The sequence below is a fragment of the Achromobacter kerstersii genome (assembly GCF_902859595.1).
GTDB classification, from domain to species: Bacteria; Pseudomonadota; Gammaproteobacteria; order Burkholderiales; family Burkholderiaceae_B; genus Achromobacter; species Achromobacter kerstersii.
Genome location: NZ_CADIJQ010000012.1, coordinates 79,586 through 103,945 on the forward strand (window position 1 = coordinate 79,586; position 24,360 = coordinate 103,945).

General features: G+C 65.0%; 25 protein-coding genes. 20 read left to right on the forward strand and 5 right to left on the reverse strand.

Annotated elements, in window-relative coordinates:
* Positions 1–121 precede the first annotated feature (121 nt).
* Positions 122–667 carry a GNAT family N-acetyltransferase gene (locus tag HV765_RS26985; protein ID WP_054427041.1) on the forward strand — a complete coding sequence of 182 codons (546 nt, stop codon included), beginning with the start codon at positions 122–124 and terminating at the stop codon, positions 665–667.
* Positions 664–1,851 (forward strand): MFS transporter, encoded by a 1,188-nt coding sequence (locus HV765_RS26990; protein ID WP_175171550.1) that lies wholly within the window; start codon positions 664–666, stop codon positions 1,849–1,851. Before HV765_RS26985 ends, HV765_RS26990 begins: the two co-directional genes overlap by 4 nt.
* A 417-nt stretch (positions 1,852–2,268) precedes the next feature.
* On the opposite strand, the gene queC is transcribed toward HV765_RS26990, so the two are convergent.
* Entirely contained in the window at positions 2,269–2,988 is a 720-nt protein-coding gene (gene queC / locus HV765_RS26995) for a 7-cyano-7-deazaguanine synthase QueC (RefSeq protein WP_175171614.1), read from the reverse strand.
* Positions 2,989–3,159: 171 nt separating this feature from the next.
* Here queC and ppc point away from each other — a divergent pair, with 171 nt between their 5' ends.
* The 4 genes from ppc (at position 3,160) to HV765_RS27015 (ending at position 9,926) form a co-directional block, all read left to right on the forward strand.
* Entirely contained in the window at positions 3,160–6,009 is a 2,850-nt protein-coding gene (ppc, locus tag HV765_RS27000) for a phosphoenolpyruvate carboxylase (RefSeq protein WP_175171551.1), read from the forward strand.
* A 699-nt stretch (positions 6,010–6,708) separates the two neighbouring features.
* On the forward strand, positions 6,709–7,644 hold the full coding sequence (locus HV765_RS27005; RefSeq protein ID WP_175171552.1) for a 3-hydroxyacyl-CoA dehydrogenase family protein: 936 nt from the start codon (positions 6,709–6,711) through the stop codon (positions 7,642–7,644).
* 177 nt (positions 7,645–7,821) lie between these two features.
* On the forward strand, positions 7,822–9,162 hold the full coding sequence (locus HV765_RS27010; protein ID WP_054427037.1) for a short-chain fatty acid transporter: 1,341 nt from the start codon (positions 7,822–7,824) through the stop codon (positions 9,160–9,162).
* A 35-nt stretch (positions 9,163–9,197) separates the two neighbouring features.
* Positions 9,198–9,926, forward strand: a complete 729-nt coding sequence (locus HV765_RS27015; protein ID WP_054427036.1) for an SDR family NAD(P)-dependent oxidoreductase — start codon at positions 9,198–9,200, stop codon at positions 9,924–9,926.
* Between the two features lie 77 nt (positions 9,927–10,003).
* Here HV765_RS27015 and HV765_RS27020 read toward each other — a convergent pair whose 3' ends face one another.
* Positions 10,004–10,786 (reverse strand): IclR family transcriptional regulator, encoded by a 783-nt coding sequence (locus HV765_RS27020; RefSeq protein WP_054427035.1) that lies wholly within the window; start codon positions 10,784–10,786, stop codon positions 10,004–10,006.
* Positions 10,787–10,980: 194 nt separating this feature from the next.
* On the opposite strand from HV765_RS27020, the gene HV765_RS27025 reads away from it, so the two are divergent.
* The 6 genes from HV765_RS27025 to HV765_RS27050 are packed head-to-tail and all read left to right on the forward strand — an operon-like array spanning position 10,981 to position 14,777.
* Positions 10,981–11,658 carry a 3-oxoacid CoA-transferase subunit A gene (locus HV765_RS27025; protein WP_054427034.1) on the forward strand — a complete coding sequence of 226 codons (678 nt, stop codon included), beginning with the start codon at positions 10,981–10,983 and terminating at the stop codon, positions 11,656–11,658.
* Entirely contained in the window at positions 11,655–12,299 is a 645-nt protein-coding gene (locus tag HV765_RS27030) for a 3-oxoacid CoA-transferase subunit B (RefSeq protein WP_054427033.1), read from the forward strand. Before HV765_RS27025 ends, HV765_RS27030 begins: the two co-directional genes overlap by 4 nt.
* 15 nt (positions 12,300–12,314) lie before the next feature.
* On the forward strand, positions 12,315–12,590 hold the full coding sequence (gene catC, locus HV765_RS27035) for a muconolactone Delta-isomerase (protein WP_006227165.1): 276 nt from the start codon (positions 12,315–12,317) through the stop codon (positions 12,588–12,590).
* A gap of 12 nt (positions 12,591–12,602) precedes the next feature.
* Positions 12,603–12,899, forward strand: a complete 297-nt coding sequence (locus tag HV765_RS27040) for a YciI family protein (protein WP_054427032.1) — start codon at positions 12,603–12,605, stop codon at positions 12,897–12,899.
* Between the two features lie 53 nt (positions 12,900–12,952).
* Positions 12,953–13,732 (forward strand): 3-oxoadipate enol-lactonase, encoded by a 780-nt coding sequence (pcaD, locus tag HV765_RS27045; RefSeq protein ID WP_054427031.1) that lies wholly within the window; start codon positions 12,953–12,955, stop codon positions 13,730–13,732.
* Positions 13,733–13,736: 4 nt separating this feature from the next.
* Positions 13,737–14,777 carry a cyclase family protein gene (locus tag HV765_RS27050; protein ID WP_175171553.1) on the forward strand — a complete coding sequence of 347 codons (1,041 nt, stop codon included), beginning with the start codon at positions 13,737–13,739 and terminating at the stop codon, positions 14,775–14,777.
* Between the two features lie 9 nt (positions 14,778–14,786).
* On the opposite strand, the gene HV765_RS27055 is transcribed toward HV765_RS27050, so the two are convergent.
* Complete coding sequence (locus HV765_RS27055) at positions 14,787–15,119, reverse strand: PsiF family protein (protein ID WP_054427029.1); 333 nt, start codon at positions 15,117–15,119, stop codon at positions 14,787–14,789.
* A 350-nt stretch (positions 15,120–15,469) separates the two neighbouring features.
* Between HV765_RS27055 and HV765_RS27060 the strand changes: the two genes are divergently transcribed.
* From HV765_RS27060 to HV765_RS27075, 4 genes are all read left to right on the forward strand, one after another.
* Entirely contained in the window at positions 15,470–15,808 is a 339-nt protein-coding gene (locus tag HV765_RS27060; RefSeq protein ID WP_054427028.1) for an FxLYD domain-containing protein, read from the forward strand.
* A 204-nt stretch (positions 15,809–16,012) separates the two neighbouring features.
* On the forward strand, positions 16,013–16,663 hold the full coding sequence (locus tag HV765_RS27065) for a carbonic anhydrase (protein WP_054427027.1): 651 nt from the start codon (positions 16,013–16,015) through the stop codon (positions 16,661–16,663).
* A 73-nt stretch (positions 16,664–16,736) separates the two neighbouring features.
* A complete protein-coding gene (locus HV765_RS27070) occupies positions 16,737–17,345 on the forward strand; it encodes a glutathione S-transferase (protein WP_175171554.1) in 609 nt (202 codons plus the stop codon).
* 205 nt (positions 17,346–17,550) lie between these two features.
* Positions 17,551–18,141 carry a hypothetical protein gene (locus HV765_RS27075; RefSeq protein ID WP_175171555.1) on the forward strand — a complete coding sequence of 197 codons (591 nt, stop codon included), beginning with the start codon at positions 17,551–17,553 and terminating at the stop codon, positions 18,139–18,141.
* Between the two features lie 169 nt (positions 18,142–18,310).
* Here HV765_RS27075 and HV765_RS27080 read toward each other — a convergent pair whose 3' ends face one another.
* Positions 18,311–19,648 carry a DUF3100 domain-containing protein gene (locus HV765_RS27080; protein ID WP_175171556.1) on the reverse strand — a complete coding sequence of 446 codons (1,338 nt, stop codon included), beginning with the start codon at positions 19,646–19,648 and terminating at the stop codon, positions 18,311–18,313.
* 254 nt (positions 19,649–19,902) lie between these two features.
* Here HV765_RS27080 and HV765_RS27085 point away from each other — a divergent pair, with 254 nt between their 5' ends.
* The 4 genes from HV765_RS27085 (at position 19,903) to HV765_RS27100 (ending at position 23,539) form a co-directional block, all read left to right on the forward strand.
* Positions 19,903–20,838 (forward strand): LysR family transcriptional regulator, encoded by a 936-nt coding sequence (locus HV765_RS27085; RefSeq protein WP_175171557.1) that lies wholly within the window; start codon positions 19,903–19,905, stop codon positions 20,836–20,838.
* 74 nt (positions 20,839–20,912) lie between these two features.
* Positions 20,913–21,104, forward strand: coding sequence for a DUF2970 domain-containing protein (locus HV765_RS27090; RefSeq protein WP_054427022.1), 192 nt, complete (start codon positions 20,913–20,915; stop codon positions 21,102–21,104).
* Positions 21,105–21,258: 154 nt separating this feature from the next.
* The gene (locus tag HV765_RS27095) at positions 21,259–23,001 is read left to right on the forward strand and encodes a nitrite/sulfite reductase (protein ID WP_175171558.1); all 1,743 of its coding nucleotides are present in this window, start codon (positions 21,259–21,261) and stop codon (positions 22,999–23,001) included.
* Positions 22,994–23,539 (forward strand): DUF934 domain-containing protein, encoded by a 546-nt coding sequence (locus HV765_RS27100; RefSeq protein WP_175171559.1) that lies wholly within the window; start codon positions 22,994–22,996, stop codon positions 23,537–23,539. The genes HV765_RS27095 and HV765_RS27100 overlap by 8 nt, the downstream gene beginning before the upstream one ends.
* Here HV765_RS27100 and HV765_RS27105 read toward each other — a convergent pair.
* Positions 23,487–24,293, reverse strand: a complete 807-nt coding sequence (locus HV765_RS27105) for an IclR family transcriptional regulator (RefSeq protein ID WP_175171560.1) — start codon at positions 24,291–24,293, stop codon at positions 23,487–23,489. The genes HV765_RS27100 and HV765_RS27105 overlap by 53 nt on opposite strands.
* Between the last annotated feature and the right edge of the window lie 67 nt (positions 24,294–24,360).

Genomic DNA, 24,360 nt, shown 5'->3' on the forward strand with positions numbered 1-24,360 from the left:
CTTATCCAAAGTTTTGCTTATGAAAACGATAACAGACCAAAGCTTTATTAATGCCAAAACTTGCCCCACACTGGCGGCTGCTGATTTGCCCCTTCCCCCTTCGACTTCGCCGGCCCTTTTCATGTCGCCCAACACCCCCACCATCGTCATCCGCGACAGCGCGGAAGCCGACCTGCCCGCCATCAAGACCATCTACGCGCACCACGTCGAACACGGCACCGCCTCGTTCGAACTGGACCCGCCGTCCATCTCGGAAATGCGCACGCGCCGCGCGGGCGTGCTGGAAAAGGAAATGCCGTATCTGGTCGCCGAGATCAATGGCGAAGTCGTGGGCTACGGCTACGTCACGGCGTACCGCCCCCGCCCCGCCTACCGCCACACCGTCGAAGATTCCGTCTACGTCAAAGCCGGCCGCGCGGGCCTGGGCATCGGCGGCAAGCTGCTGGCCGCGCTGATCGAACGCTGCACCGCCGCCGGCTGGCGCCAGATGCTGGCGGTGGTGGGCGACAGCCGCAACGCGGCATCGCTGGCGCTGCACGCCGCCCAAGGCTTTCATCCGGTCGGCACGCTGCGTTCCGTCGGCCACAAGCACGGCGAATGGCGCGACACCGTCCTCATGCAACGCAGCCTGGGCGAAGGCGACACCACACCGCCGCAACGGCCGTGATTGCCCCACGCGCCATCGTCTGCCTGGGCCTGACGCAACTGATCGGCTGGGGCGTCACGTTCTACCTGATCGGCGCGCTGGGCCCGGCCATGACGGCTGACCTGGGCTGGAACGCCGCTACCGTCTACGGCGGCTTCTCGGCCGCCATCGTCACGATGGCGCTGGTATCCCCCCTGGCGGGCGCAGCCGTTGACCGCTGGGGCGGCCACCGCGTCATGCCCGTGGGCGCCGTGATCGCCGCCGCGGGCTGCGCCCTGCTGGCCGCAGCGCACCACGTGCCGGTGTATTTCCTGGCGTGGCTGCTGCTGGGCCTTGGCATGCGCCTCTGCCTGTACGACGCCGCCTTCGCCTCACTCGCCCGCGCCGCCGGCCCCACCGCGCGCCGCCCCATGTCGCAAATCACGCTGTTCGGCGGCTTGGCCTCCACGGTGATGTGGCCAGTGGGCCACACGCTATCGGACGCGCTTGGCTGGCGCGGCGCGGTCTTCGTCTACGCCGCCCTGGCGCTGGCCACCGTGCCGCTCTACCTGGCGCTGCCACGCGACCGCTACACCGCATCCGCCTCCACCGCGAAACAGACCAGCACCGGCCTCACCCGCACGTCCACGGAACGGCGGCTCGCCGGCACGCTGTACGCCGTGATCGCCATGCTGACCAACTTCCTTGCCGCCGGCAACGCCGCCCACCTGATCTCGCTACTGTCCGGCCTGGGCCTGGCCAGCGCCGCCGCCGTCAGCGTCGCCGCGCTATGGGGCGTAGGCCAATTCACCGCCCGCGTCGCCGACGTGACGCTGGGATCAAGACTGCACCCGCTGACACTGACCCTCGCCGTCGCCGCACTATTGCCACTGTGTTTTTTGCTGGCGCTGCTATCGCGCGGCAACCTCTACGCCACCGCCGCCTACGCCCTGCTCTACGGCGCCTGCAACGGCCTGCTGACCATCACCCGCGGCACGCTGCCGCTGGCACTGTTCGATTTCCGCAGCTACGGAACTTTGGTAGGCGCCCTGCTGATCCCCAGCTTCCTGCTAACCGCGACGGCGCCAGTCGCCTATGCCTTCGTCATCGATACCCACGGCGCTTCGACCGCGATGGCGCTATCAATCGTGTTGGCGGCAGCCATTGCGGCGGCCGCGTTCACGTTGCGATGGAAGTTCATCGGGCGGGTGGGTGCAGCAGGATGAATTCGGACGACGCGCGAGCGCCACCGTCACGACGCCAGACACCGCGTAAGCCCCACAAGGCCGCCCGCGCGGCCGGCATGGGGCGGGCCCCGCAAGATATTCCATCCCTACCCCACCGGTGAGTAGCACCCTAAGCACCCCACTCGCCCCAGCGGACGTCAAGTTTCAATCACCGCAGGCCGGTGCGGCGGGGTCACGGGGTGCGCGGGGAGTCGATAAGCCCGAGGGAATCTGAAGGGAAGGCCGCAGGCCTGGACGAAGATGACGACGGGGCAGTCCGGAGCGAAGGCTCCGGACCGCAATCGTTGACCCGCGCGCCCCGTGACCCCGCCGCACCGGCCGTCAAAAAAACCGGGTCTTCAACGACTTTCAGCGACTGATCCATCAACCAGTCCCACAATCAAAACGACCACCCCATCACCCCTCAGCAGCAGAAGCCACCACCCACTTCTCCCACCCAATCTTCCTCAACTTACAAGCCGGACACTCCCCACATCCATACCCCCAGTCATGCCGCGCCCCCCGCTCCCCCAAATAGCACGTATGACTTTCCTCAACGATCGTCTCCACCAACGCATCCCCACCCAACTGATACGCCAGCGCCCACGTCTCGGACTTATCAATCCACATCAGCGGCGTCTCGATCGTCACCCGCGACCCTAACCCCAACCCTAGCGCCACCTGCTGCGCCTTGATCGTGTCGTCCCGGCAATCGGGATAGCCGGAAAAATCCGTCTCGCACATCCCGCCCACCAGCACATCCAGCTGACGCCGATACCCCAGCGCCGCCGCCAGCGTCAGAAACAGCAGATTGCGCCCCGGCACAAACGTGTTCGGCAAACCATTGGCCTGCATCTCGATCGCGCGGTTGCTCGTCATGGCCGTATCACCCACTTGCCCCAGCACCTTCAGGTCCAGCAGATGATCTTCACCCAACCGCGGCGCCCAATCCGGAAAGTTCGCCCGAATCTCGCGCAGCACATTCAGCCGCGCAGACAATTCGATGTGATGACGCTGACCGTAATCAAACGCCACCGTTTCCACATGGGCATAGCGGTCCAGCGCCCAGGCGAGACACGTGGTGGAATCTTGACCGCCCGAAAAGAGGACGAGCGCGCGACGTTGATGATTTTGCATAAAGGGGGCTTCTAAAAAGACGAAGGGATAGGACGGACTGTAACCGAGCAAAGGCGCTTTCCCGTAAGGAACGCTGCGTAAAATCAGATTCGTCTTATTCCCCGGTTTTCCCGCAACGCCCATCGTCTTTTCCCAACCTTTCCTCAGCCGCCAGACGGATACCCCCGCCCGATGAATGCCATCCGCCCGCAGTCCGATTCAGCAGAACCCTTGCGTCACGATATCCGGCTACTAGGCCGCCTGTTAGGCACCGTCATTGAGGAATGCGAAGGCAAACGCGTTTTCGACACCATCGAAACGCTGCGGCGCACCGCCGTGAAATTCCGGCGCGAAGGCATCGACGCCGACAGCAAACTGCTGGAACAGCGCGTCAAGCGCCTGCAAGGCACCGACCCCAACTCGGTTGCGCGCGCCTTCAGCTACTTCCTGCACCTGGCCAACATCGCTGAAGACCGCGACCAGAACCGCCGCCAACGCGCACGCGCCCTGATCGACGACACCGCCGCGCGCGGCAGCCTGCGCGACGCCGTGCAAACCCTGGCCAGCCAGGGCGTCAGCGTTGCCCGTATCCGCCGCTGGCTGGCCGATGCCTGCGTCGTGCCGGTGCTGACCGCGCACCCCACCGAAGTGCAGCGCAAGAGCACGCTGGACGTGCATCGTGAAATCGCCACCGCGCTGACCCAGCGCGACGTCCCGTTGACGCCGCAAGAGCTCGCCGATCTGGATGCGGCCCTGCTCGGCCGAGTCGCCACGTTGTGGCAGACCCGCATGCTGCGCTACACGCGCCTGACCGTGGCCGATGAAATTGAAAACGCGCTGTCGTACTACCGCAGCACCTTTCTTACCGTCATCCCGCGCGTCTACGCCGACCTGTCCAAACTGCTGAACCGCGAACCCGCCAAGCCGTTTGCCGCCCCGCCCGCGCCGCTGGAACCCTTTCTGCGCATGGGCAGCTGGATTGGCGGCGACCGCGATGGCAACCCGAACGTGGACGCCAGCACGCTGGAACGCGCGCTGCTGCGCCAGGCCACCGTGCTGTTCGAACACTATCTGCAAGAGGTCCACGCGCTGGGTGCGGAACTGTCGATCACCACGCTCCTGATCTCAGCCGACGCCGAACTGCTGGCGCTGGCCGACAGCAGCGGCGACGACTCCCCCCACCGCAGCGACGAACCCTACCGCCGCGCGCTGGTCGGCGTCTACGCCCGGCTTGCCGCCACGGCGCAAGCGCTGACCGGGCAGAACCTGGCCCGCCGCAGCACCGTCGCCGCGCCCGCGTACCAAGCGCCGCAAGAACTATCAGCCGACCTGGCCACCATCGCCGCATCGCTCGCCGCGCACCACGGCGCGCCCATCGCCAAACTGCGCCTGTCAGGGCTTCAACAAGCCGTGGAAGTGTTCGGCTTCCACCTGGCCACCGTCGACCTGCGCCAAAGCTCCGACGTACACGAACGCGTGCTGGCCGAACTCTTCGAACGCGCCGGCACCCAGCGCGACGGCAAAGCGCTCGACTACCTGGCGTTAAACGAAGACGAACGCGTGGCCCTCTTGCGCACCGAACTGGCGCAAGCCCGCCCGCTCGCATCCCCCTGGATCGCCTACAGCGAAGACACCACCCGCGAACTGGCCGTGCTGCGCGCCGCCGCCGCCGGCCGCGCCCGCTACGGCAAACAGGCCGTGCGCCAGACCATCGTGTCGCACACCGAAACCCTGAGCGACCTGCTGGAAGTGATGGTGCTGCAAAAGGAAGCCGGCCTGATCGCCCCCGCCGGCCAGGACATCGCGGCCGAAGACGGCTTGATGGTCGTGCCACTCTTCGAAACCATTCCCGACTTGCAACGCGGCGCCGACATCATGGCCGCCTGGCTCGACCTGCCCGAAGTCCGCCAGCGCGTAAAGCAGGCGCAAAACGGCGCGCAGGAAGTCATGCTGGGCTATTCCGACAGCAACAAGGACGGCGGCTTCCTCACCTCGAACTGGTCGCTGTATCAGGCCGAACGCGCGCTGGTCGACGTGTTCTCGGCCCGCAACGTGCGCCTGCGCCTGTTCCACGGCCGAGGCGGCTCGGTGGGACGCGGCGGCGGCTCCAGCTTTGACGCCATCCTGGCCCAGCCCCCCGGCACCGTCGCCGGCCAGATCCGCCTGACCGAACAAGGCGAAGTCATCCAAAGCAAATACAAGGACGCCGAAGTCGGCCGCTGGCACTTGGAACTGCTGGTCGCCGCCTCGCTGGAATCCAGCCTGGCCCCGCGCGCCGAAGCCACCAGCGCCGAAGACGCACACATGGCGCAACACGGCCCGGCCATGTCATTCATGTCAGACACCGCGCAACGCACCTATCGCGGCCTGGTCTACGACACCCCGCGCTTTGCCGAGTACTTCTTCGCCGCCACCCCCATCAGCGAAATCGCCGGCCTGAACATCGGCTCGCGCCCAGCTTCGCGCAAGAAGGGCCAACGCATCGAAGACCTGCGCGCCATTCCCTGGGGCTTTTCGTGGGCGCAATGCCGCCTGATGCTGACCGGCTGGTACGGCATGGGCTCCGCCATCGAGGCCTATCTGGAAACCGGCGCCCCCGACGCCCCCCGTTCACGCCGCAGCCGCCTGGCCCAACTGCGCGAGATGGCCCGCGACTGGCCCGCCTTCCGCACACTCTTGTCCAACATGGAAATGGTGCTGGCCAAATCCGACCTGGCCATCGCCGCGCGCTACGCCCAACTCGTTCCGCAACGCGCGCTACGTGAACGCGTGTTCGGCTCCATCAGCGCCGAACACGGCCGCACGCTGCAAATGCTGAAGCTGTTGACGCAACGCGAACTGCTGGCCGACAACCCCATGCTGCAAGACTCGCTGCGCGAACGGTTTGCGTACATCGACCCGCTGAATTATTTGCAGATTGACCTAATCCGCCGCCACCGCGCGGCACAAAAACACCCGGACGCGGAAGTCGACAAGCGCGTGCAAAGCGCGATTCATTTGACGATCAACGGCATCGCAGCGGGACTACGCAATTCGGGGTGAAGATGCGGCAGGCGGCGGGCAGCGCCATCACCACGACGCAAGACACCGCGTAAGCCCCACGAGGCCGCCCGCGCGGCCGGCATGGGGCGGGCCCCGCAAGATATTCCTCACCCCCCCCCACTGGTGAGCAGAACCCCAAGCACACCGCCCGCCCCAGCTGACGTCACGTTTCCACGACTGGAGCCTGGTGCGGCGGCGGCCCGGGGTGCGCGGGGAGTCGATAAGCCCGAGGGAATCTGAAGGGAAGGCCGCAGGCCTGGACGAAGATGACAACGGGGGAGTCCGGAGCGAAGGCTCCGGACCGCAATCGTTGACCCGCGCGCCCCGGGCCGCCGCCGCACCAGGCGTCTTAAAAACCCACTCCGCCCGCATTCCACACGCTCCCGCTACACCCCTACCGCCTCCGAAACCGCCCCCCGGCCCCGACCCACCGTCAAACGTCCAGCGCCCCCTCCACCGCTACCGCCCCCCGTCCACCAGACGAACACCCCCACCTCCCCATTTGTCCACCCGCGGCAACTTTTAGTACTATCCCTTCCAGAAATTCTATACACGCACAAATGTTCGTATATAGAACAAAACGATTTTTCTGGCCCCGCCGCACAGAAAGGCACCTCAGGAAGAGACAGAGATCACCCTAGTTCCCCCGCGTGCCTGACTGCCTGGCAGCCGCCCGCAAGACAGCATCGAGCGAACCACATGGATACTCCCCTCAAGAATCTCGCCGTCATCGGCGCAGGCGCCATGGGCAGCGGCATCGCCGCATTATTCGCCTCGAAGGGACTGAACATTGTCCTGATCGATCCGATGGAAGGCGCCCTTGAGCGCGCCTTGAAAACCATCGACCGCCAATTGAACGTCTACGCTCCCGGCAACGTTCAGGAAGCCATCCAGCGCATCCGACTGGAACCGGCCCTGGAAGCCGCCGCCAGCTGTGACCTGGTCATCGAAGCCGTGCCGGAAAACCTGGAACTCAAGCGCGGCATCTTCGCCAAACTTGACGCCCTGTGCCCTGCACACACGCTGTTCGCCACGAATACATCGGGCCTGTCCATCAACGCCATCGCCAGCGCCGTCACGCGCCGCGACCGTTTCGTCGGCACTCACTTCTTCACCCCCGCTGACGTCATCCCGCTGGTCGAAGTCGTCCGTAACGACGACACCTCTGACGCCACCGTCACCCAAGTCATGGCCACGCTGCGCTTTGCCGGCAAACGGCCCGTGCTGGTGCGCCAGGACATTCCCGGCTTCATCGCCAACCGCATCCAGCACGCCCTGGCCCGCGAAGCCATCTCGCTGCTGGAAAAAGGCGTGGCCAGCGCCGAAGACATCGACGAAGTGGTCAAGTGGAGCCTCGGCATCCGCCTGGCCCTGTCCGGCCCGCTGGAACAGCGCGACATGAACGGCATCGATGTGCACTACGCCATCGCCAGCTACCTGTACAAAGACCTGGAAAACCGCACCGAACCTTCCGACCTGTTGAAAAGCAAAGTCGACAGCGGCCAGATCGGCGCCAAGAGCGGCCAGGGCTTCTACACCTGGAGCCCCGAACGCCGCGAACGCGTGCTGCGCGAAAAAAGCGCCACGCTCGGCGAGCTGGCCGCCTGGCTGAACAGCAAAGCCGGCGACGCCTGACCGCGCCCCCAAGCATTCCCAAAAGATAAGGCGCGGGGGCAACCGCCAACCGCGCCATCGGGCCACGAGCCCAACCACACAAAGAAAACCAGACGTCCATCCGCGGCCAGCTTCGCCACCCGATGCCGGACCGGACACGACACAAGAGAACCCGCCTACGGAGTTGTTGGAGGCACCATGAATAAATTGGCTTCATTCTTTACCGAGCTGATGCGCAAGTATCTGCCCGATCCTTTCGTTTTCGCGATTGCGCTGACGCTGCTCACCGTGCTGCTTGCCATGGGCATCGAAGGCCAGAGCATCGGCGACGTCACCCGCGCCTGGGGCAAGGGCTTCTGGAGCCTGTTGGCCTTCACGACCCAGATGGCCGTGATTCTGGCCATGGGCTACGTGCTGGCCACCGCGCCGCTGACTGACCGCCTGCTCAACCGCATCGTCAGCCACGTGCACAAGCCGCACACCGCCATCATCGTCGCGACCTTGGTCGGCGGCGTGGGCAGCTACCTGAACTGGGGCTTTGGCCTCGTCATCGGCGGCATCGTCGCCAAGAAGCTGGCGCTGAAGGTCAAGGGCGTGCACTACCCGCTGATCATCGCCGCAGCCTATAGCGGCTTCACCATGTACGGCCTGGGCTTGTCCGCCAGCATCCCCGTGCTGGTCGCCACGCCGGGCCACCCGACCGCCAAGCAGATGGGCACCATCCCGCTGTCGGAAACCATTTTCTCGGTGCCCATGCTGATCACCAGCCTGGTCATCATCATCACGCTGCCGCTGCTCAACGCATGGCTGCACCCGAAGAAGGGCGAGAAGATTGTTGAAGTGGACCCGGGCATCGACCGCGACGCCAACGCTTCCAACGCCACCGAAGACATGCTGGAAAAAGGCACCATTGCCTCGAAGCTGAACAACAGCCGCATCCTGAGCATGCTGATCGGCGCGCTGGGCATTGCCTACGTCACGTTCCACTTCATGGACGGCGGCTCGCTGGACCTGAACCTGATCAACTTCATCATCCTGTTCCTGGGCATCATCCTGCTGGGCACGCCGGCCGCCTACGTGGCCAAGCTGACCGAAGGCATCAAGACGATCTCGGGCATCATCCTGCAATACCCGTTCTACGCCGGCATCATGGCCATCATGGCCGCCTCCGGCCTGGTGACGTCGATCTCGCAAGTGTTCGTTGACTTCGCCACGCCCGCCACGCTGCCGTTCTGGGGCCTGATCAGCTCGTTCTTCATCAACTTCTTCGCCCCGTCCGCCGGCGGCCACTGGGTCATCCAGGGTCCGTTCATGATCGACGCCGCGAAGGAAATCGGCAGCGCCCTGAACCAGACGACCATGGCCGTCATGCTGGGCAACGCCTGGAACGACCTGGTGCAACCCTTCTGGATTCTGCCGGCGCTGGCCTTGTCGAAGCTGAAGCTGCGCGACGTGATGGGCTATACCGTCATCATGATGCTGTGGGTGGGCGTGATCCACATCACCGCCGTGCTGGCCTGGGGCTACGCCACGCACTGATCCACCGCGCTTTCATCGAACAGACAGGAACTGATATGAGCAAACCGACTGCGTATCTCGTCACCGGCGGCAGCGCCGGGATTGGCGCCGCCATCATCCGCATGCTGCTGGATGCGGGCCACAAGGTGGTCAACATTGACTACAAGCTGCCCGAGAATCCGCCGGCGGGACTGGTCTCGTATCAGGCCGACCTGACCGATGAAGCGCGCACGAAAGCCGTCGCCAGCGAAGTCACCAACGCCTACAACATCGTGGGCCTGGTGAACAACGCCGGCGCCACCCGCCCGGGCACGGCCGACACGGCCACCCTGGCGGATCTGGACTATGTGGTGAACCTGCATCTGCGCACCGCGCTGATCCTGGTGCAAGCCGCGCTGCCCGCCATGCGCGAAGCCGGCTTTGGCCGCATCGTGAACATGTCGTCGCGCGCTGCGCTGGGCAAGCCGGACCGCGTGGTCTATTCGGCCACCAAGGCCGGCCTGGTGGGCCTGACGCGCACGCTGGCCATGGAGCTGGGCGGCGACGGCATCACCGTCAACGCCATCGGCCCGGGCCCCATCGCCACCGACCTCTTCACCAAGAGCAACCCGGCAGGCGCACCGCAAACCGAACGCATCATCAACAGCATCGTCGTCAAGCGTCTGGGCACGCCGGAAGACGTGGCGCGCGCCGCCATGTTCTTCCTGTCGCCGGATAACGGTTTCGTGACGGGCCAGATGCTGTATGTGTGCGGCGGCACAACGTTGGGCGTCGCCCCGATCTGAGCGCTGCCGCCATGACCGCCGAGCCCCTCTTTCAACCTCTCGCCCGGACGCGCCTTGCGTCCCGCCGCCCGCGTGGTCTAGCGGCGCAGCAGCGCGTGGTTGATCTGGTCGGCGGCGTGGCGCAAGGGCGGCAGGAATGCCGCCAGCATGGCCTCGCGCGAAAAGCGGTTGGAATGCCCGCTGACATTCATCGCGGCGATCACCCGGCCGCTGCGGTCAATGATGGGCACCGCCACGGACTGCAAGCCCGGTTCGAGCTCCTGCGCGACGCAGGCGTAGCCATCGGCGCGCACGCCGGCCAGCACGCGCTTCAACTCCGCCACGTTGGTGACCGTGTCGGCCGTGTAGGGCTGGATCTGGCTCATGGCCAGCACCCGGTCCAGCTCCGCTTCCGGCAGGCCGGCCAACAGCACGCGGCCCATCGACGTCACCCAGGCGGGCAGCCGGCTGCCCACGGCCAGGTTGATGGTCATGACCTTGTGCGTGGACAGGCGCAGGATGTAGACGATGTCCGCGCCTTCCAGCACGGACACGGAGCAGGATTCGCGCGTCTGCTCGGCCACTTCTTCCATGTAGGGCAGCGCCAGGTTCCACAACGGCGTGCCCGACAGATAGGCGTAGCCCAGCTCCAGAATGCGCGGCGTCAGGGCGAACTTGCGGTCTTCGACGGTGACGTAGCCCAGGTGTTCCAGCGTCAGCAGGATGCGGCGCGCGCCAGCGCGGGTCAGCCCCGTCACGGCCGCCACTTCCGACAGCGTCATCTGCGAACGGTTGGGGCCGAACGCCCGGATCACCGACAGGCCGCGTGCGAAAGATTGCACGTAGCTGTCGCTGGGTTGCTGGGGGTCAAGCTCGGCCATCCGTCTGGTCCCAAGAGTAAAAAGCTCGCCGCTGGCGAGCCGTCCGTTGCCCTGGAAGGCAACGCAATCACGGTGGGGATGGCAGCTCGCGGGCTTGCCTTGACGCTATGCGGTCCCCATGAAACGATGTTCTTCAGAAGAACGAAAGTTCTAATGAAGAACAAATTATGACACGCCACCTATGAGCGAACATCATGATCTCTAAGCTTGTTGCAAGCGCGGCGGCCGCCCTGGCGGACGTACCCGACGGCGCCACCGTCATGATTGGCGGCTTCGGCACTGCCGGCCAGCCCATGGAATTGATCGACGCCCTGCTCGAACAGGGCGCGAAAGACCTGGTCATCATCAATAACAACGCCGGCAATGGCACCACGGGCCTTGCCGCCTTGCTGGGCGCCAACCGCGTGCGCAAGATCATCTGCTCGTTCCCCCGCCAGGCGGACTCGCAGATCTTCGACGGCCTGTACCGCAGCGGCAAGCTGGAACTGGAACTGGTGCCCCAAGGCAACCTGGCCGAGCGCATCCGCGCCGCCGGCGCCGGCATCGGCGCGTTCTTCTCGCCCACCGGCTACGGCACCCCGCTTGCCGATGGCAAGGAAGTCCGCGAAATCAACGGCCGCCACTACGTGCTGGAATATCCCCTGCATGCCGACTACGCGCTGATCAAGGCCGAACGCGGCGACCGCTGGGGCAACCTGGTCTACCGCAAGACCGCCCGCAACTTCGGCCCCATCATGGCCAGCGCCGCGCGCGTGGCCGTGGCGCAGGTGCGTGAAGTGGTTGAGCTGGGCACGCTGGACCCCGAAACCGTCGTCACCCCCGGCATCTTCGTGCAGCGCGTCGTCGAGATCGACGCCAAGGAGCAGCAATGAGCACCAAACTGACCCGCGATCAGATCGCCGCCCGCGTCGCCCAGGACATTCCTGAAGGCGCCTACGTCAACCTGGGCATCGGCCTGCCCACGCTCGTCGCCAACCACCTGCCGGCCGACCGCGAAGTCATCCTGCATACCGAAAACGGCATGCTCGGCATGGGCCCCGCGCCCGCCAAAGGCGAAGAAGACTACGACCTAATCAACGCCGGCAAGCAGCCCGTGACCGAACTGCCCGGTTGCTCGTTCTTCCACCACGCCGACTCGTTCGCGATGATGCGCGGCGGCCATCTGGACATCTGCGTGCTGGGCGCCTTCCAGGTGTCGCAGCACGGCGACCTGGCCAACTGGCACACCGGCGCGCCCGACGCCATCCCCGCCGTGGGCGGCGCGATGGACCTGGCTATCGGCGCCAAAGACGTCTTCGTGATGATGGAACTGCAAACGCGCGAAGGCCAGAGCAAGCTGGTCGAGGCGTGCACGTATCCGCTGACCGGCGTGCGCTGTGTGTCGCGCGTGTACACGGACGTGGCGGTGTTCGACATTCGCGCCGACGGCGTGACCGTCATTGATATGTTCGGCGACGTCACCGCCGATGAGCTGCTGGCCCTGACCGGCCTGCCGTTGAAATTTTCCCGCTGATCAGGAGAAACACTCATGTTGTTCATGGTTCAAATGCAAGTCAATCTGCCCGTCGACATGCCGGCCGAACGCGCCGACAAACTGAAGGCCGACGAAAAGGCCCTGGCGCAGCAACTGCAACGCGACGGCAAGTGGAAAGAGCTGTGGCGCGTGGTGGGCCGTTACGCCAACGTCAGCATCTTCGACGTTGAAAGCAACGACGAACTGCACACGCTGCTGGCGTCCTTGCCGCTGTTCCCGTACATGGACATCAACGTCACGGCGCTGGCCCGCCACCCGTCGGCGATCTGACCGGAGCCTTCCATGCCCTACATCATCGAAACCTTCGACAAGCCCCGCCATCAGGAAGTGCGCCAGCAACATCGCGCAGCGCATCTTGAATACCTGGACGCCAACAAGCAGCTGCTGCTGGCGTGCGGCGCCAAGCTGCAAGACGACGGCAAGGATGCGGGCGGCGGTTTGTACATCGTTGACCTGGACACGCGCGAAGCCGCGCAACAGTTCATCGACGCCGACCCGTTCTCGCAAGCCAATCTGTTCGACCGCGTGACCATCACGCGCTGGCGCAAAGCCTACGTCGACGGCACCTGCCACCTGTAATCCCCAAGCGGCCGCCGATTGCGCGGCCGCTGTCTTATCCGAGGTATTCCCACATGGCTTACGCCGAACTCAGCCAGGCACGGCTGTTCTACGTCATCGATGGCCCCGCCGACGCGCCGGTGCTCGTGCTCTCCAACTCGCTGGGCACCTGCTCCGACATGTGGGCCCGCCAGATTCCCGAACTGACCAAGCACTTTCGCGTGCTGCGTTACGACACCCGCGGCCACGGCAAGTCGTCGATTCCCGATGGCGAATACACCTTTGCGCAACTGGCTGGCGATGTCGCCGAGCTGCTGGCGCATCTGAACATCAAGCGCGCACATTTCTGCGGCCTGTCCATGGGCGGCCCGACCGGCATCGCGCTGGCGCTGGCGCACCCGGAACGCGTTGGCAAGCTGATCTTGTGCAACACCGCCGCGCGCATCGGCTCGGCCGAAGGCTGGAGCACCCGCATCGCCGCCGTTGCCGATCAGACGCTGGAAAAGATGGCGCCCACGCTCGTCGAGCGCTGGCTGACCGATGACTACCGCGCCGCCGAACCGGGCCTGACGCAAGTGCTGATCGACATGCTGCGCCGCACGCCGGACGCCGGCTACTCGGCCAACTGCGCCGCGCTGCGCGACGCCGACTACCGCGAGCAAGTGTCCGCCATCACCGCGCCCACGCTCGTCATCAGCAGCACGCACGACCTGGCGGCAACGCCCGCCCAAGGCCGCGAACTGACTGCCGCCATTGCCGGCGCGCGCTATGTCGAACTGAATACCTCCCACATTTCGAACTGGGAGCAACCGGAAGCCTTCACCCGCGCGGTCGTCGACTTCCTGACGGAGTAACCGCATGCAGCGCTGGAAACACCGGCCTGAAGGCTCCAACTGGGGCGACTTCGGGCCTGACGACCAACTCGGCCGCCTGAACCTCATCACCGAAGAACAAGTGCTGAAGGGCGCGCGCGAAATTCGCGCGGGCAAGACCTTCTGCCTGTCGCTGCCGCTGGACCTGCCCGGCGGCAACGTGCTCAACCCGCGCCGCCATCCGCCGCAACTGAGCCCGACGAAACTGGCCGGCACGCCCTACCTGAACTTTCCGTTGAAGAACGTCAACCCGGATGCGTTGGACGTGCTGAGCGATGATCAGGTGCTGCTGTCGATGCAGTACTCCACGCAGTGGGACGCGCTGGCGCACGTGGGCGCGCTGTTTGACGCTGATGGGGATGGCACGCCTGAACTGCGCTACTACAACGGCTTTCAGGCGGGCGTTGATGTCGTCGGCCCCGCTGACAGTGAACACACCGGCTGCGGTTGCTCAACCGGCGGCCCGTCCGCGGCGTTGAAGCTGGGGGTGGAAAACCTGGCGCAGAAAGGCATGCAAGGCCGCGGCGTGCTGGTGGACCTGTTCCGCCACTACGGTCCGGGCCGCACGCTGATCGGCCACGCCGAGCTGATGCATGTGCTGCAAACGGATGGCATCAGCGTTGAACCCGGCGACATGCTGGTGCTGCGCACGGGCTACGCCGAGGCCGTCGTCGCCATGAACGGCACGCCGGACCCCAACGTGCTGCACACGTACGGCGCGGCGCTGGATGGCACGGACGCAGCGCTGCTGCAATGGATTACGGACAGCGGCATCGCCGCGATCTGCGCCGACAACTACGCGGTCGAGGCCTACCCCGCCCGCGAAAAAACCGGCCCGCGCGCGATGCTGCCGCTGCACCACCATTGCCTGTTCAAACTGGGCCTGCCGCTGGCGGAGCTTTGGTATCTGAAGGACCTGGCGGACTTCCTGTACGCCAATGGCCGCCATCACTTCATGCTGACCGCCCCGCCGCTGCGCCTGCCGCATGCGATCGGTTCGCCGGTCACGCCGATCGCCACGGCGTAAGCCGAACGATCAGCCCTTCAGGCACGTGCTCATGAAGGTCTTGCGCGCGTCGCCCGTCAGCTTCTGATCACCGGCCTTGGCGTTGCAGTCCTTCATTTTCTGCTGCTGCGGCGTCAGCTGCTTTTCCGGCGCGGGCGCTTCGCCTTTCAGGCAGGAGCTCATGTAGGTCTTGCGGTCGTCGCCTGTCTTGCCAGTGGCCGACTTATTGCATTCGGTCATGCGCTGCTGCTGCGGGGTGGGCGTCTTGGCGGGCGCAGGCGCGGCGGGGGTCTGGGCGTATGCCCCGAAAAAACATGCGGACAACACAATGGCCGAGGCCAACTGGCTAGTACGGGAAAGCATGAGTTTCTCCCTTGCGTTAAGCGCCCGCTTGCGTGGGAACGTGCCTGAAACGGGCCGTCGGCCCAGTGCCGACCCGGCCATCATCGAACAAACCACCCCGCACTGCAAGCATCGAAAAGTTAAGAAAATACAGGGCCTAAAAATCTCAATCTAGAGACATTCCGACGCATTCTTGTCATTAGGCGACGAATATGGGAACAACCCACGCAACCTGTTACCGATTCATCCTTTTGCCCCGTTGTGCGCGGCCGCGGAAAGGAGTGAGATAAGCCTGTCCGCATGATGCGCGGACGGCGCAAACGGCGGCGCAGACAGTCAAGCGCCGCCACGCCGGCACACAGGAGACCGCCATGAAACTTGCCCTTGCTTCCCTAGCCTTGCTTGCCGGCATGTCCGGCGCCGTCAGTGCGCAAAGCCTGACTTATGGCGTCACGCTAGGCAATGTGCAGGCGGTGCGCGATACCAACATCAACATGTCCACCATCACCGGGTCGCTGGCCAACCTGTCGGGCCGCCCGGTCTCAAGCGCGGTGCTGACCTACGTGCTTTATGACGCGCAAGGGCGCGAAGTGGGCCGGGTGAACGACGACGTGATCGGCCCGATTCCCCCGGGACAGATCCGCTTGGTCAAGGCGGTGACGCCGCTGCAATTCACCAAGGTGACCGTGCTGGACGTCAGGGCTCAATGAATGTGAGCCCCCACGGCACGCCCGGGGGATTGCCCCGATGAGGCAAAAAACCCTTTGCCAAGCAGGGTTTAGACAGGGGATTGTAGGGACAAATATGGGAAAATTCTTCTTGCCGACTCGATAACAGGGGCTTCCAAACGAAGCCCCTTATTGCGTCTGTCGGCGTGCCAGCAAGCCTGGCCTCGTTACTAGGAAGTGAAGACCATGTTCCCTAAAAGACTCACCGAAGGCTATCAATCGTTCCTGGGCGGCCGTTTCCATTCGGAAAGCAGCCGCTATCAGAAACTGGCTGAAATCGGGCAAAGCCCGGAAATCCTGCTCATTGGCTGCTGCGATTCTCGCGTGTCGCCTGAAGTGATCTTTGACGCCGGACCAGGCGAGATGTTTGTGGTGCGTAACGTCGCCAACCTGGTGCCGCCCTGTGAGCCGGATTCCGAATCGTCCTATCACGGCACCAGCGCCGCGATCGAGTTCGCGGTCAACGGCCTGAACGTCAAACACATCGTCGTACTGGGCCATGCGTCCTGCGGCGGCATCCGCTCGTTCTTCGACGACGCCAAGCCGCTGTCCAAGGGCGACTTCATCGGCAAATGGATGTCGCAAATTGAACCCATGGCGGAACGCCTGGGTCCCGGCACCGGCGACCGCCAGACCAAGCTCAAGCGCCTGGAACTGGCCGTGGTCGAACACAGCCTGAACAACCTGATGACGTTCCCGTCCATCCGCCGCCGTGTCGAAAACGGCGAACTGGAATTGCACGGCACGTACTTCGGCGTGGCCACCGGCGTGCTGTTCCTGCGCGATCCGGACACGGGCGAATTCAATCCCTGCCTGGAAACCGGCATCACCGAATAAGGCGCATATCCGGTACGCTTGCGGCTGCTTTTCGCTTTCTTCCCAGACTGCCTGGCCACCGACAAGGACCGATATGAAATTGTTTTTCTCGCCGTCTTCACCCTTCGTGCGCAAATGCATGGTCATTGCCCACGAACTGGGGCTGACGGAACGCCTTGAGCAACTGCCCAGCGCCGCTGGCCCCGTCGCCCGCGACAAGAGCATCATCCCCAGCAACCCGCTGGGCAAGGTGCCCACCTTGATCACGGACGACGGCCAGGTGCTGTACGACAGCCGCGTCATCTGCGAATACCTGAATGACATTGGCGGGGGCAGCCTGTTCCCCGCCAGCGGCCGCGCCCGTTGGCAGGCGCTGGCGGATCAAGCCCTAGGCGACGGCGTCATGGACGCCGCGCTGCTGGCCCGCTACGAAACCGCCCTGCGCCCCGAAGCACTGCGTTGGACCGACTGGGTCGACGGCCAGATGAGCAAGGCGCACGACGCCCTGGCGCAGCTGGAAAAAGACGTGGCCCGCCTGGACGGCCGCGTGGACATCGGCACCATCGCCATCGGCTGTGCGCTGGGCTATCTGGACTTCCGTTACGCCAGCTACGACTGGCGCAGCACGCACCCCGGCGTTGCCGCATGGTTCAAGACCTTCAACGCGCGCCCGTCGATGCAATCAACGCTGCCGCCGGCCTGACGGGTCGATGCAGTCGACGCTGCCGCCGGTCTGACGCATCCGGGTCACGCCTTGGCGTTCAATCACGCCTGGCTCCCGGTTACGCCTTGACGCCTAGTGCAAGGGGCTGACACGACGCCGCGCCCGCAACGCGGTAAATTTTGAACTCGTCGGCCCCGGGCCGGACCAATGTAAAGGTCCTGGCCCACTCACTCAGGGAGCACGGATGAACGTGACTGCGATCTCCCCCATCCCCCGCGTTACCGCGCCCTACCCGGCGCGCGTGCCGCTGGTGGACGATACCCGCCCCACCTGGGAAGCCGAACGGCTGGCGAAGAACGCCGCCGTCCGCGACGCCCAACGCAGCGCGCAAGCGCAAGCCGCGTGGGAAGCCCAGCGCATTGCCCGCAACCGCGAGGCGGATGCGCGGAATACGCCGAACTCCTTTGGCGTCATCGCCCAGCACGCACGCGCTGGCGCCGCCGCGCGGCATTTGCCTGCCGCGGCGCCACTGCCCAATCTGGATGTCTTACGCGACCAATACGCCGATATGCGCCTGCGCCGCGCGGTGGACGACTACACCGCCCTGCCCGACCCGGCGGCTCAGCGCGCCGGCAGCGCCAACGACCTGGGCACCATCGAAGGCCTGACGCCGTTGCAGCCCTATCGCGTTGCCATGGGCAACCCGCAAGTACAGGAACTGCAAACCGCTGTGGCCGTGAAGGCGGCCGCCGTTGCCGTCCCGGCAGTCGCCAACATCGGCCCCACCGAAAACGTCACCGACAACGCCCGCTACCGGCCCGGCTTCACGCCTTAACGCGGCGGGCCGCTGCAAAGGGTTTGTCCGCGCAGATCGCGCAACGTGTTCGCGTAAACGGGTCGCGCAACCCGTTCGCACAACCCGTTCACACAACCGGTCCGCACAAAAGAAAGCCGCCTGTTTTGCAGACGGCTTTTTTACTCAGCAGCGCTTACACGCAACGGGATCAGTGGAAGAATTCCGCGATCATCGTGGCGCCCAGGAACGTGCCTGCGTTGGCGGCCAGCGACACCACCACGATCTTCCAGCCCAGCTTGCGGAAGGCAGGCAGGTCTTTCAGGATCGACAGGCCGGCCATGGCCAGGATCACCGTCGTGAACGGCAGGAAGTTGACCTTGCCGACCAGCGCAATGATCTGGTCAGAGTACGGCAGCACGCCCGGGCAGCCTGCGGTCATCGCAATCAGCGACAGCACGAACACGGCCGGCAGCTTGGGCACAACGCGCAGGATCAGGTCAGTCAGCACAACCAGCGAAATGATGATGCCCATGCCCGGCAGCGCGTCCATGAACGGCACGTTGTAGCCCAGGCGGTTGCCCACCAGCGCGAACAGGCCGCAGATGACATAGGCGGTCAGGCGGTCGCCAAAACCCAATTTGGAGTTATGCGCCGGCACGTCTTCCGACACGCTGTTGTCGACCACGGCTTCGTCGGACTTGCTGCGCGAGAAGCGGCCCAGCACGGGTTCCAGCTTGCCGTACAGGAAGATGGTCGTCGGCAGCGAGATGAACAGCGTGAAGTACACGCCAACCACCGTCGTCAGCAGGTTGGCGGCGGCGGCCAGCGCGGCCACCTGGTGCGCCATTTCCGGCGTCTGCTGCGACGCAATTGCGCCCACGCCAGCGGCCATCATGCTGCCCGAGCCCACGCCGGCGCCCATGGCGAGCGAACGCGGATCGAAGATGTTCAGGCTGGTGATGAAGCCGGCCATCAGCGCCACGAACAGCGCGCCGATCACGGTGCCGGTGATGTACTCGGCCATCACGCCACGGCCTTCCGGCGAATTCATGCCATAGCGTTCGCCGATGATTGCCAGGCTGGGCTCGCGGCCCACCGAGAACGTCGCGCCAATCGCTTCGCGCTTGATGCCCAGCAGCAGCGCCAGCGGCAGGCCAATGGCCATCGTGCCAAAGAAGTGGCCGAATTCCTGGAACACCAGCGCCCAGCCGGCTTCACGCACCTGCGGCAGCGCGCCGCCCACCATCAGGCCCAGCTTGGCCAGGAACGGCAGCAACGCGTATTGCAGATAGCCGCTGATGCGGGTCTGCATGGCCTTGTCGATGCCCGAGCCTTCCGGCAGCCGTTGGCCAAAGGCAGCCACGATGGCGCCGATGAAGATCGCCCACAGCATCGGTTGCAGAACGATCTTGCCCGGGCCTACCGCGAAGGTGACGCTGCCGATCGCTTCCGAAATGACCACCACCAACAAAATGGCGGCAAGCATGCGGACGCGCGCGGCTAGCGACATGGAAGGCGCGGCCAGACTCATGCTGGCGTGAGACATCGAATTCCCCTGATGAACGTGAATAAGTTTTCGTAGGGCGCGGCATCGCAGAGCGGCCGCGCCGAGGCAGCAGGCGCGATTTTCGCCTGGGGGCCTTCGGGGCAACCATGACACCACCTGCGCATTAGCGTTGCGTAAAATGCAACGCACAGCCTTTTCCTGGGAAAATTTTGCAAGAGATGCCGTATTTTACGGGTAAACCCTAGGAAAGCACTGTGGATCTCCCGCCGCACTCAGACTGACAGAGCCCCGCCATGGACGAAAAACTCGACGCTCGCCGCACCCATTACTTCATGCAGGTCATGAGCCGCGGCTCGGTGCGCGGCGCCGCCGAAGTGCTGGACATGGACCCGTCCGCCGTCAGCCGCGCCATTGCCGCACTGGAGCGCGACTGCGGCATGGCGCTGTTCGAACGGCGCGGACGCGGTGTGGTGCCGACCGACGCCGGCCACATCCTGGCGCGCTATGTGAAGCGGCAGCAGAATATCCAGGAAAGCTTTTTCTCGGAAATCGACAGCCTGCGCAAAGCGGAACGCGGCCATATTGATCTGGTGCTGGGCGAAGGCTTTGTCGAACTGATGTTTGATCGCGTGCTGCCCGAGTACTGGCGCAATCACCCCGAGGTCACGCTGGACATTGATGTCGCCCGCACGTCCGAGATCGTGCAGCGCATCGTGGATGACCGTGCCTATATAGGACTGGTGTTCCAGCCGCCCACCGACGCCCGCCTGCGCACGCACTATTCCCGCCCGGAACCCATACGCGCCATCGTGCGCCAGGACCATCCGCTGACGCGGCTGGGCCGCCCCCTGCTGCTGACGGACCTGGCGGATTATCCCGGCGCGTCGATGCAGGAAGGGTTTGGCGTGCGGCAACACATTCAGGCCGCCGAGATCAGCGAACAAGTGCGGCTGCGCAACGTGCTGACAACGTCGTCATTCAAGGCGCTGTGGCAATTCGCGGCAACCGGCATCGGCTACGCGCTGACGCCGCCCATCGCCGTCACCGCCGACATGCGCGCCAAGCGTCTGGCCAGCCTGCCGCTGGCGAATCCGATCCTGAACCAGGGCAGCCTGCACGTGCTGAGCCGCGCCGGCCGCCACATTTCGCCCGCCGCGCGGGAATTGCTGGAACACATCGTGCGCGGCATCGGCGCACCCGCGGCGCCTGCATCTGATCTGGTCGCTTGACGCGGATCTGCATCTGTTTGGGTCGCGCAGCAACGCCTACAGTGCCAGTTCCCATCATCCGCCAGGAGGCGCATATGCTTAGTTTCCTGCGCACGGTCCGCTCCGTGCTCTGGGGCTTTTTCGGCGTGCGGCGCGGCCGCGGTTATGACGCCGACATCGCCAACAACAAACCCGGTCCGTTGATAGCAACGGGGCTGCTGATGGCCACGGTGTTGGTGATTGTTCTGGTGCTGGTCGCACGCTGGGCGGTCAACGCCGCGTTGTGACGCTACGGCCCCTGCGCCGAGGCCTTATTTCCTTATTACCAGAATGACTTAGACGCTGATATCTGCTGCCTGTTACGGTTATGAATCCCCTTTTCCCGCCGCCTCGCGCCGGACGCAAAGGGCTCAGACCGAGAAGACTTCAAGGGCAGTAGACATGTACGTGTATGACCCCGTCGACCAGCAGCTTGTCGAGCAGCGAGTCGCGCAGTTTGCCGATCAGACGCGCCGCTTCCTCGATGGCCAGCTCACCGAAGATGAATTCCGCGTTCTGCGCCTGCAGAACGGCCTGTACATCCAACGCCACGCGCCGATGCTGCGCGTGGCCATTCCCTACGGCATGCTGGCCTCGCGCCAACTGCGCACGCTGGCGCACATTGCGCGCAAGTGGGACCGCGGTTATGGCCACTTCAGCACGCGCCAGAACATCCAGTTCAATTGGCCCCGCCTGGAAGACGTGCCGGACATCCTGGCGGAGCTTGCCACCGTTCAGATGCACGCCATCCAGACCAGCGGCAACTGCATCCGCAACACCACCACCGACCACTTCGCCGGCGTCGCGCCAGACGAACTTGTCGACCCGCTGGTGTGGTGCGAAATCATCCGCCAGTGGTCCACGCTGCATCCCGAATTCGCGTTCCTGCCGCGCAAGTTCAAGATCGCCGTCAGCGGCGCCGTGCAAGACCGCGCGGCCGTGGGCGTGCACGACATCGGCCTGCAAGCCGTTGAGCGCGACGGCAAGCTGGGCTTTCGCGTGTGGGTCGGCGGCGGCATGGGCCGCACGCCCATCGTCGGCAAGCTGATCAACCCGTTTGTCGAATGGCAAGACCTGCTGACTTACATGCAGGCCGCGCTGCGCGTCTACAACCTGCATGGCCGCCGCGACAACAAGTACAAGGCGCGCATCAAGATCCTGGTCAAGGACCTGACGCCCGAAGTCTATGCACAGCAGGTCGATGAACAGTGGCAGCTCATCAAGGGCGGCCCTGACACCATCACCCAGGAATTCGTCGACAGCATCAAGGCCCGCTTCGTCTGGCCGCAATACGAGGCGGCCGCCGCCACCGACGCCGACAACACCGATGTGCTGGCGGCCAATGACAAGCGCTTTGCGCGCTGGCTGCGCACCAACGTGCACGCGCACAAGGTCGCGGGCTACGCCGCCGTCACCGTTTCGCTCAAGCCCACCGGCGTGCCGCCGGGCGACATCACCGCCGACCAGATGGACGCCGTGGCCGACCTGGCCGACGCCTACGGTTTCGGCGAGCTGCGCGTGTCGCACGAGCAGAACCTGATCCTGGCCGACGTGCGCCGCGCCCGTCTGCACGAGCTCTGGCAGAAGCTGGAAGCGCTGAACCTGGCCACGCCCAACGTCGGCCTGCTGACCAACATCATCGCCTGTCCGGGCGGAGACTTCTGCGCGCTGGCCAACGCCGTCTCCATCCCCGTGGCCGAGGCCATTCAGCGCCAATTCGACGATCTGGACTACCTGTTCGAAATCGGCGAACTCGACTTGAACATCTCGGGCTGCATCAACTCCTGTGGCCACCACCACGTGGGGCACATCGGCATCCTCGGTGTCGATAAGGCCGGCGAAGAGTGGTATCAGGTCACGCTGGGCGGCCGCCAGAACGGTGGCGCGAAGCCCCTGCCCGATCTGGAATCCACGCGCGGTGGCGGCGCGGCCGTTGGCCGCATCATCGGCCCGTCGTTCGCCCGCGACCAAGTCCCGGGTGTGGTCGACCGCCTGATCCGCACCTATCTCGGTTTGCGCGACAGCGAAATCGAACGCTTCATCGACGTGGTGGACCGCGTTGGCATCGACCCCTTCAAGCAAGACGTCTACGCTGACCCCGCCTTCGCCAAACCCGCACAAAGCGCCGAGCCCGCTCATGTCTGACCTCTACGCCCACGACGCCCCCGGCCCGCACCTGATTCGCGACGGCCAACTGCAAGCCGATACCTCGCGCCCGTTTGTGCCTGAACCCGAAGTGGCCGCCGAAGGCCAGGTGCCAAGCGACGAGCCCGGCTGGGTTGTGCCGCTGTCCATCTGGAAAACCTCTCGCGCCACGCTCCGCCGTCATCAGCATCCGGTGGCCGTGCTGCTGGGCGCCGACGCCGACCTGCGTGATCTGGCCGAGCCCGATGGCACGCTGAACCCCGCTGGCATCGCCTTCATCGCCGTGGACTTCCCCGTCTACACCGACGGCCGTGGCTACTCGCTGGCGCAGCTGCTGCGCACGCAGTACCACTGGACGGGCGAGCTGCGCGCGGTGGGTGATGTGATGATCGACACCATCCACTATCAGGCGCGCGTCGGCTTCAACAGCTTTCTGGTGAAGCCCGGCCACGATCCCAAGAAGGCGCTGGCCGCGTTCCAGACGTTCACGGTGCATTACCAGAAGACGTACCGGGCGCCGACGCCGGCTGCGGCTTGACCTCGTCCTGCGCCAGCTGATTGCGGATCAGCTCCGCAATGCTGCGCTGGCGCAGGGCCTGCATCCGGTCGATCAGGCTGGATACGCTGACCGCCAGGCGCGGATAGCCGTTTGCATCGCACACGGCAACGCCCACGCCCAACACCCCGGGCACCGCGGCGTTGCCCACCACCGACCAGCCCCGGTCACGCGTGTTCTCAACCAGGCGCCGCATCTGCACGCCGGTCATGCCGCCATAGGCGCGCAACGCCTGCTCGTTCTGGGTCACCACTTCGTCGGCCTCGGCCGGCGGCAAGGCCGCCAACAGCGCCAAGCCCGCCGCCCCCACTCCCAAGGGCTGACGATGCCCCACCGTTACCGCCAGCACCTGCACCGGGTAATTGCCCACTTCGCGATGCAGGCATAGCGAATCGTTCGCCGCCCGGCAAATGAGAAAGGCCGAATCCCCGGTCACGTCGCTGATCTGGCGCAGCACCGGACGCAAGCCGCGCACCGCTTGCGCATGCGGGTCGCCCGCCATCATCACGCCCAGTTCCGCAATCCGCCACCGAGGCGCCGCGGACTCGCGCAACGCATAGCCTTCCTGCACCAACACCTCCAGATACCGATACGCGGTAGATCGCTGCATGGCCGCGGCGCGCGCAATGTCGGCCACGTGCATGCCGCCCGCCCCGGCCTGGCGCAGCACCCCCAACACCCGCAGCCCGCGGCGCAAGACCACAGGCCCCGAGGACTCCGATTCCGGTTTGTTCATATTTTGGACACCCTGCGTTGCTGACGCCTGTATCAAAGCCCAATATGAAATCGGGCAGACAAAGATC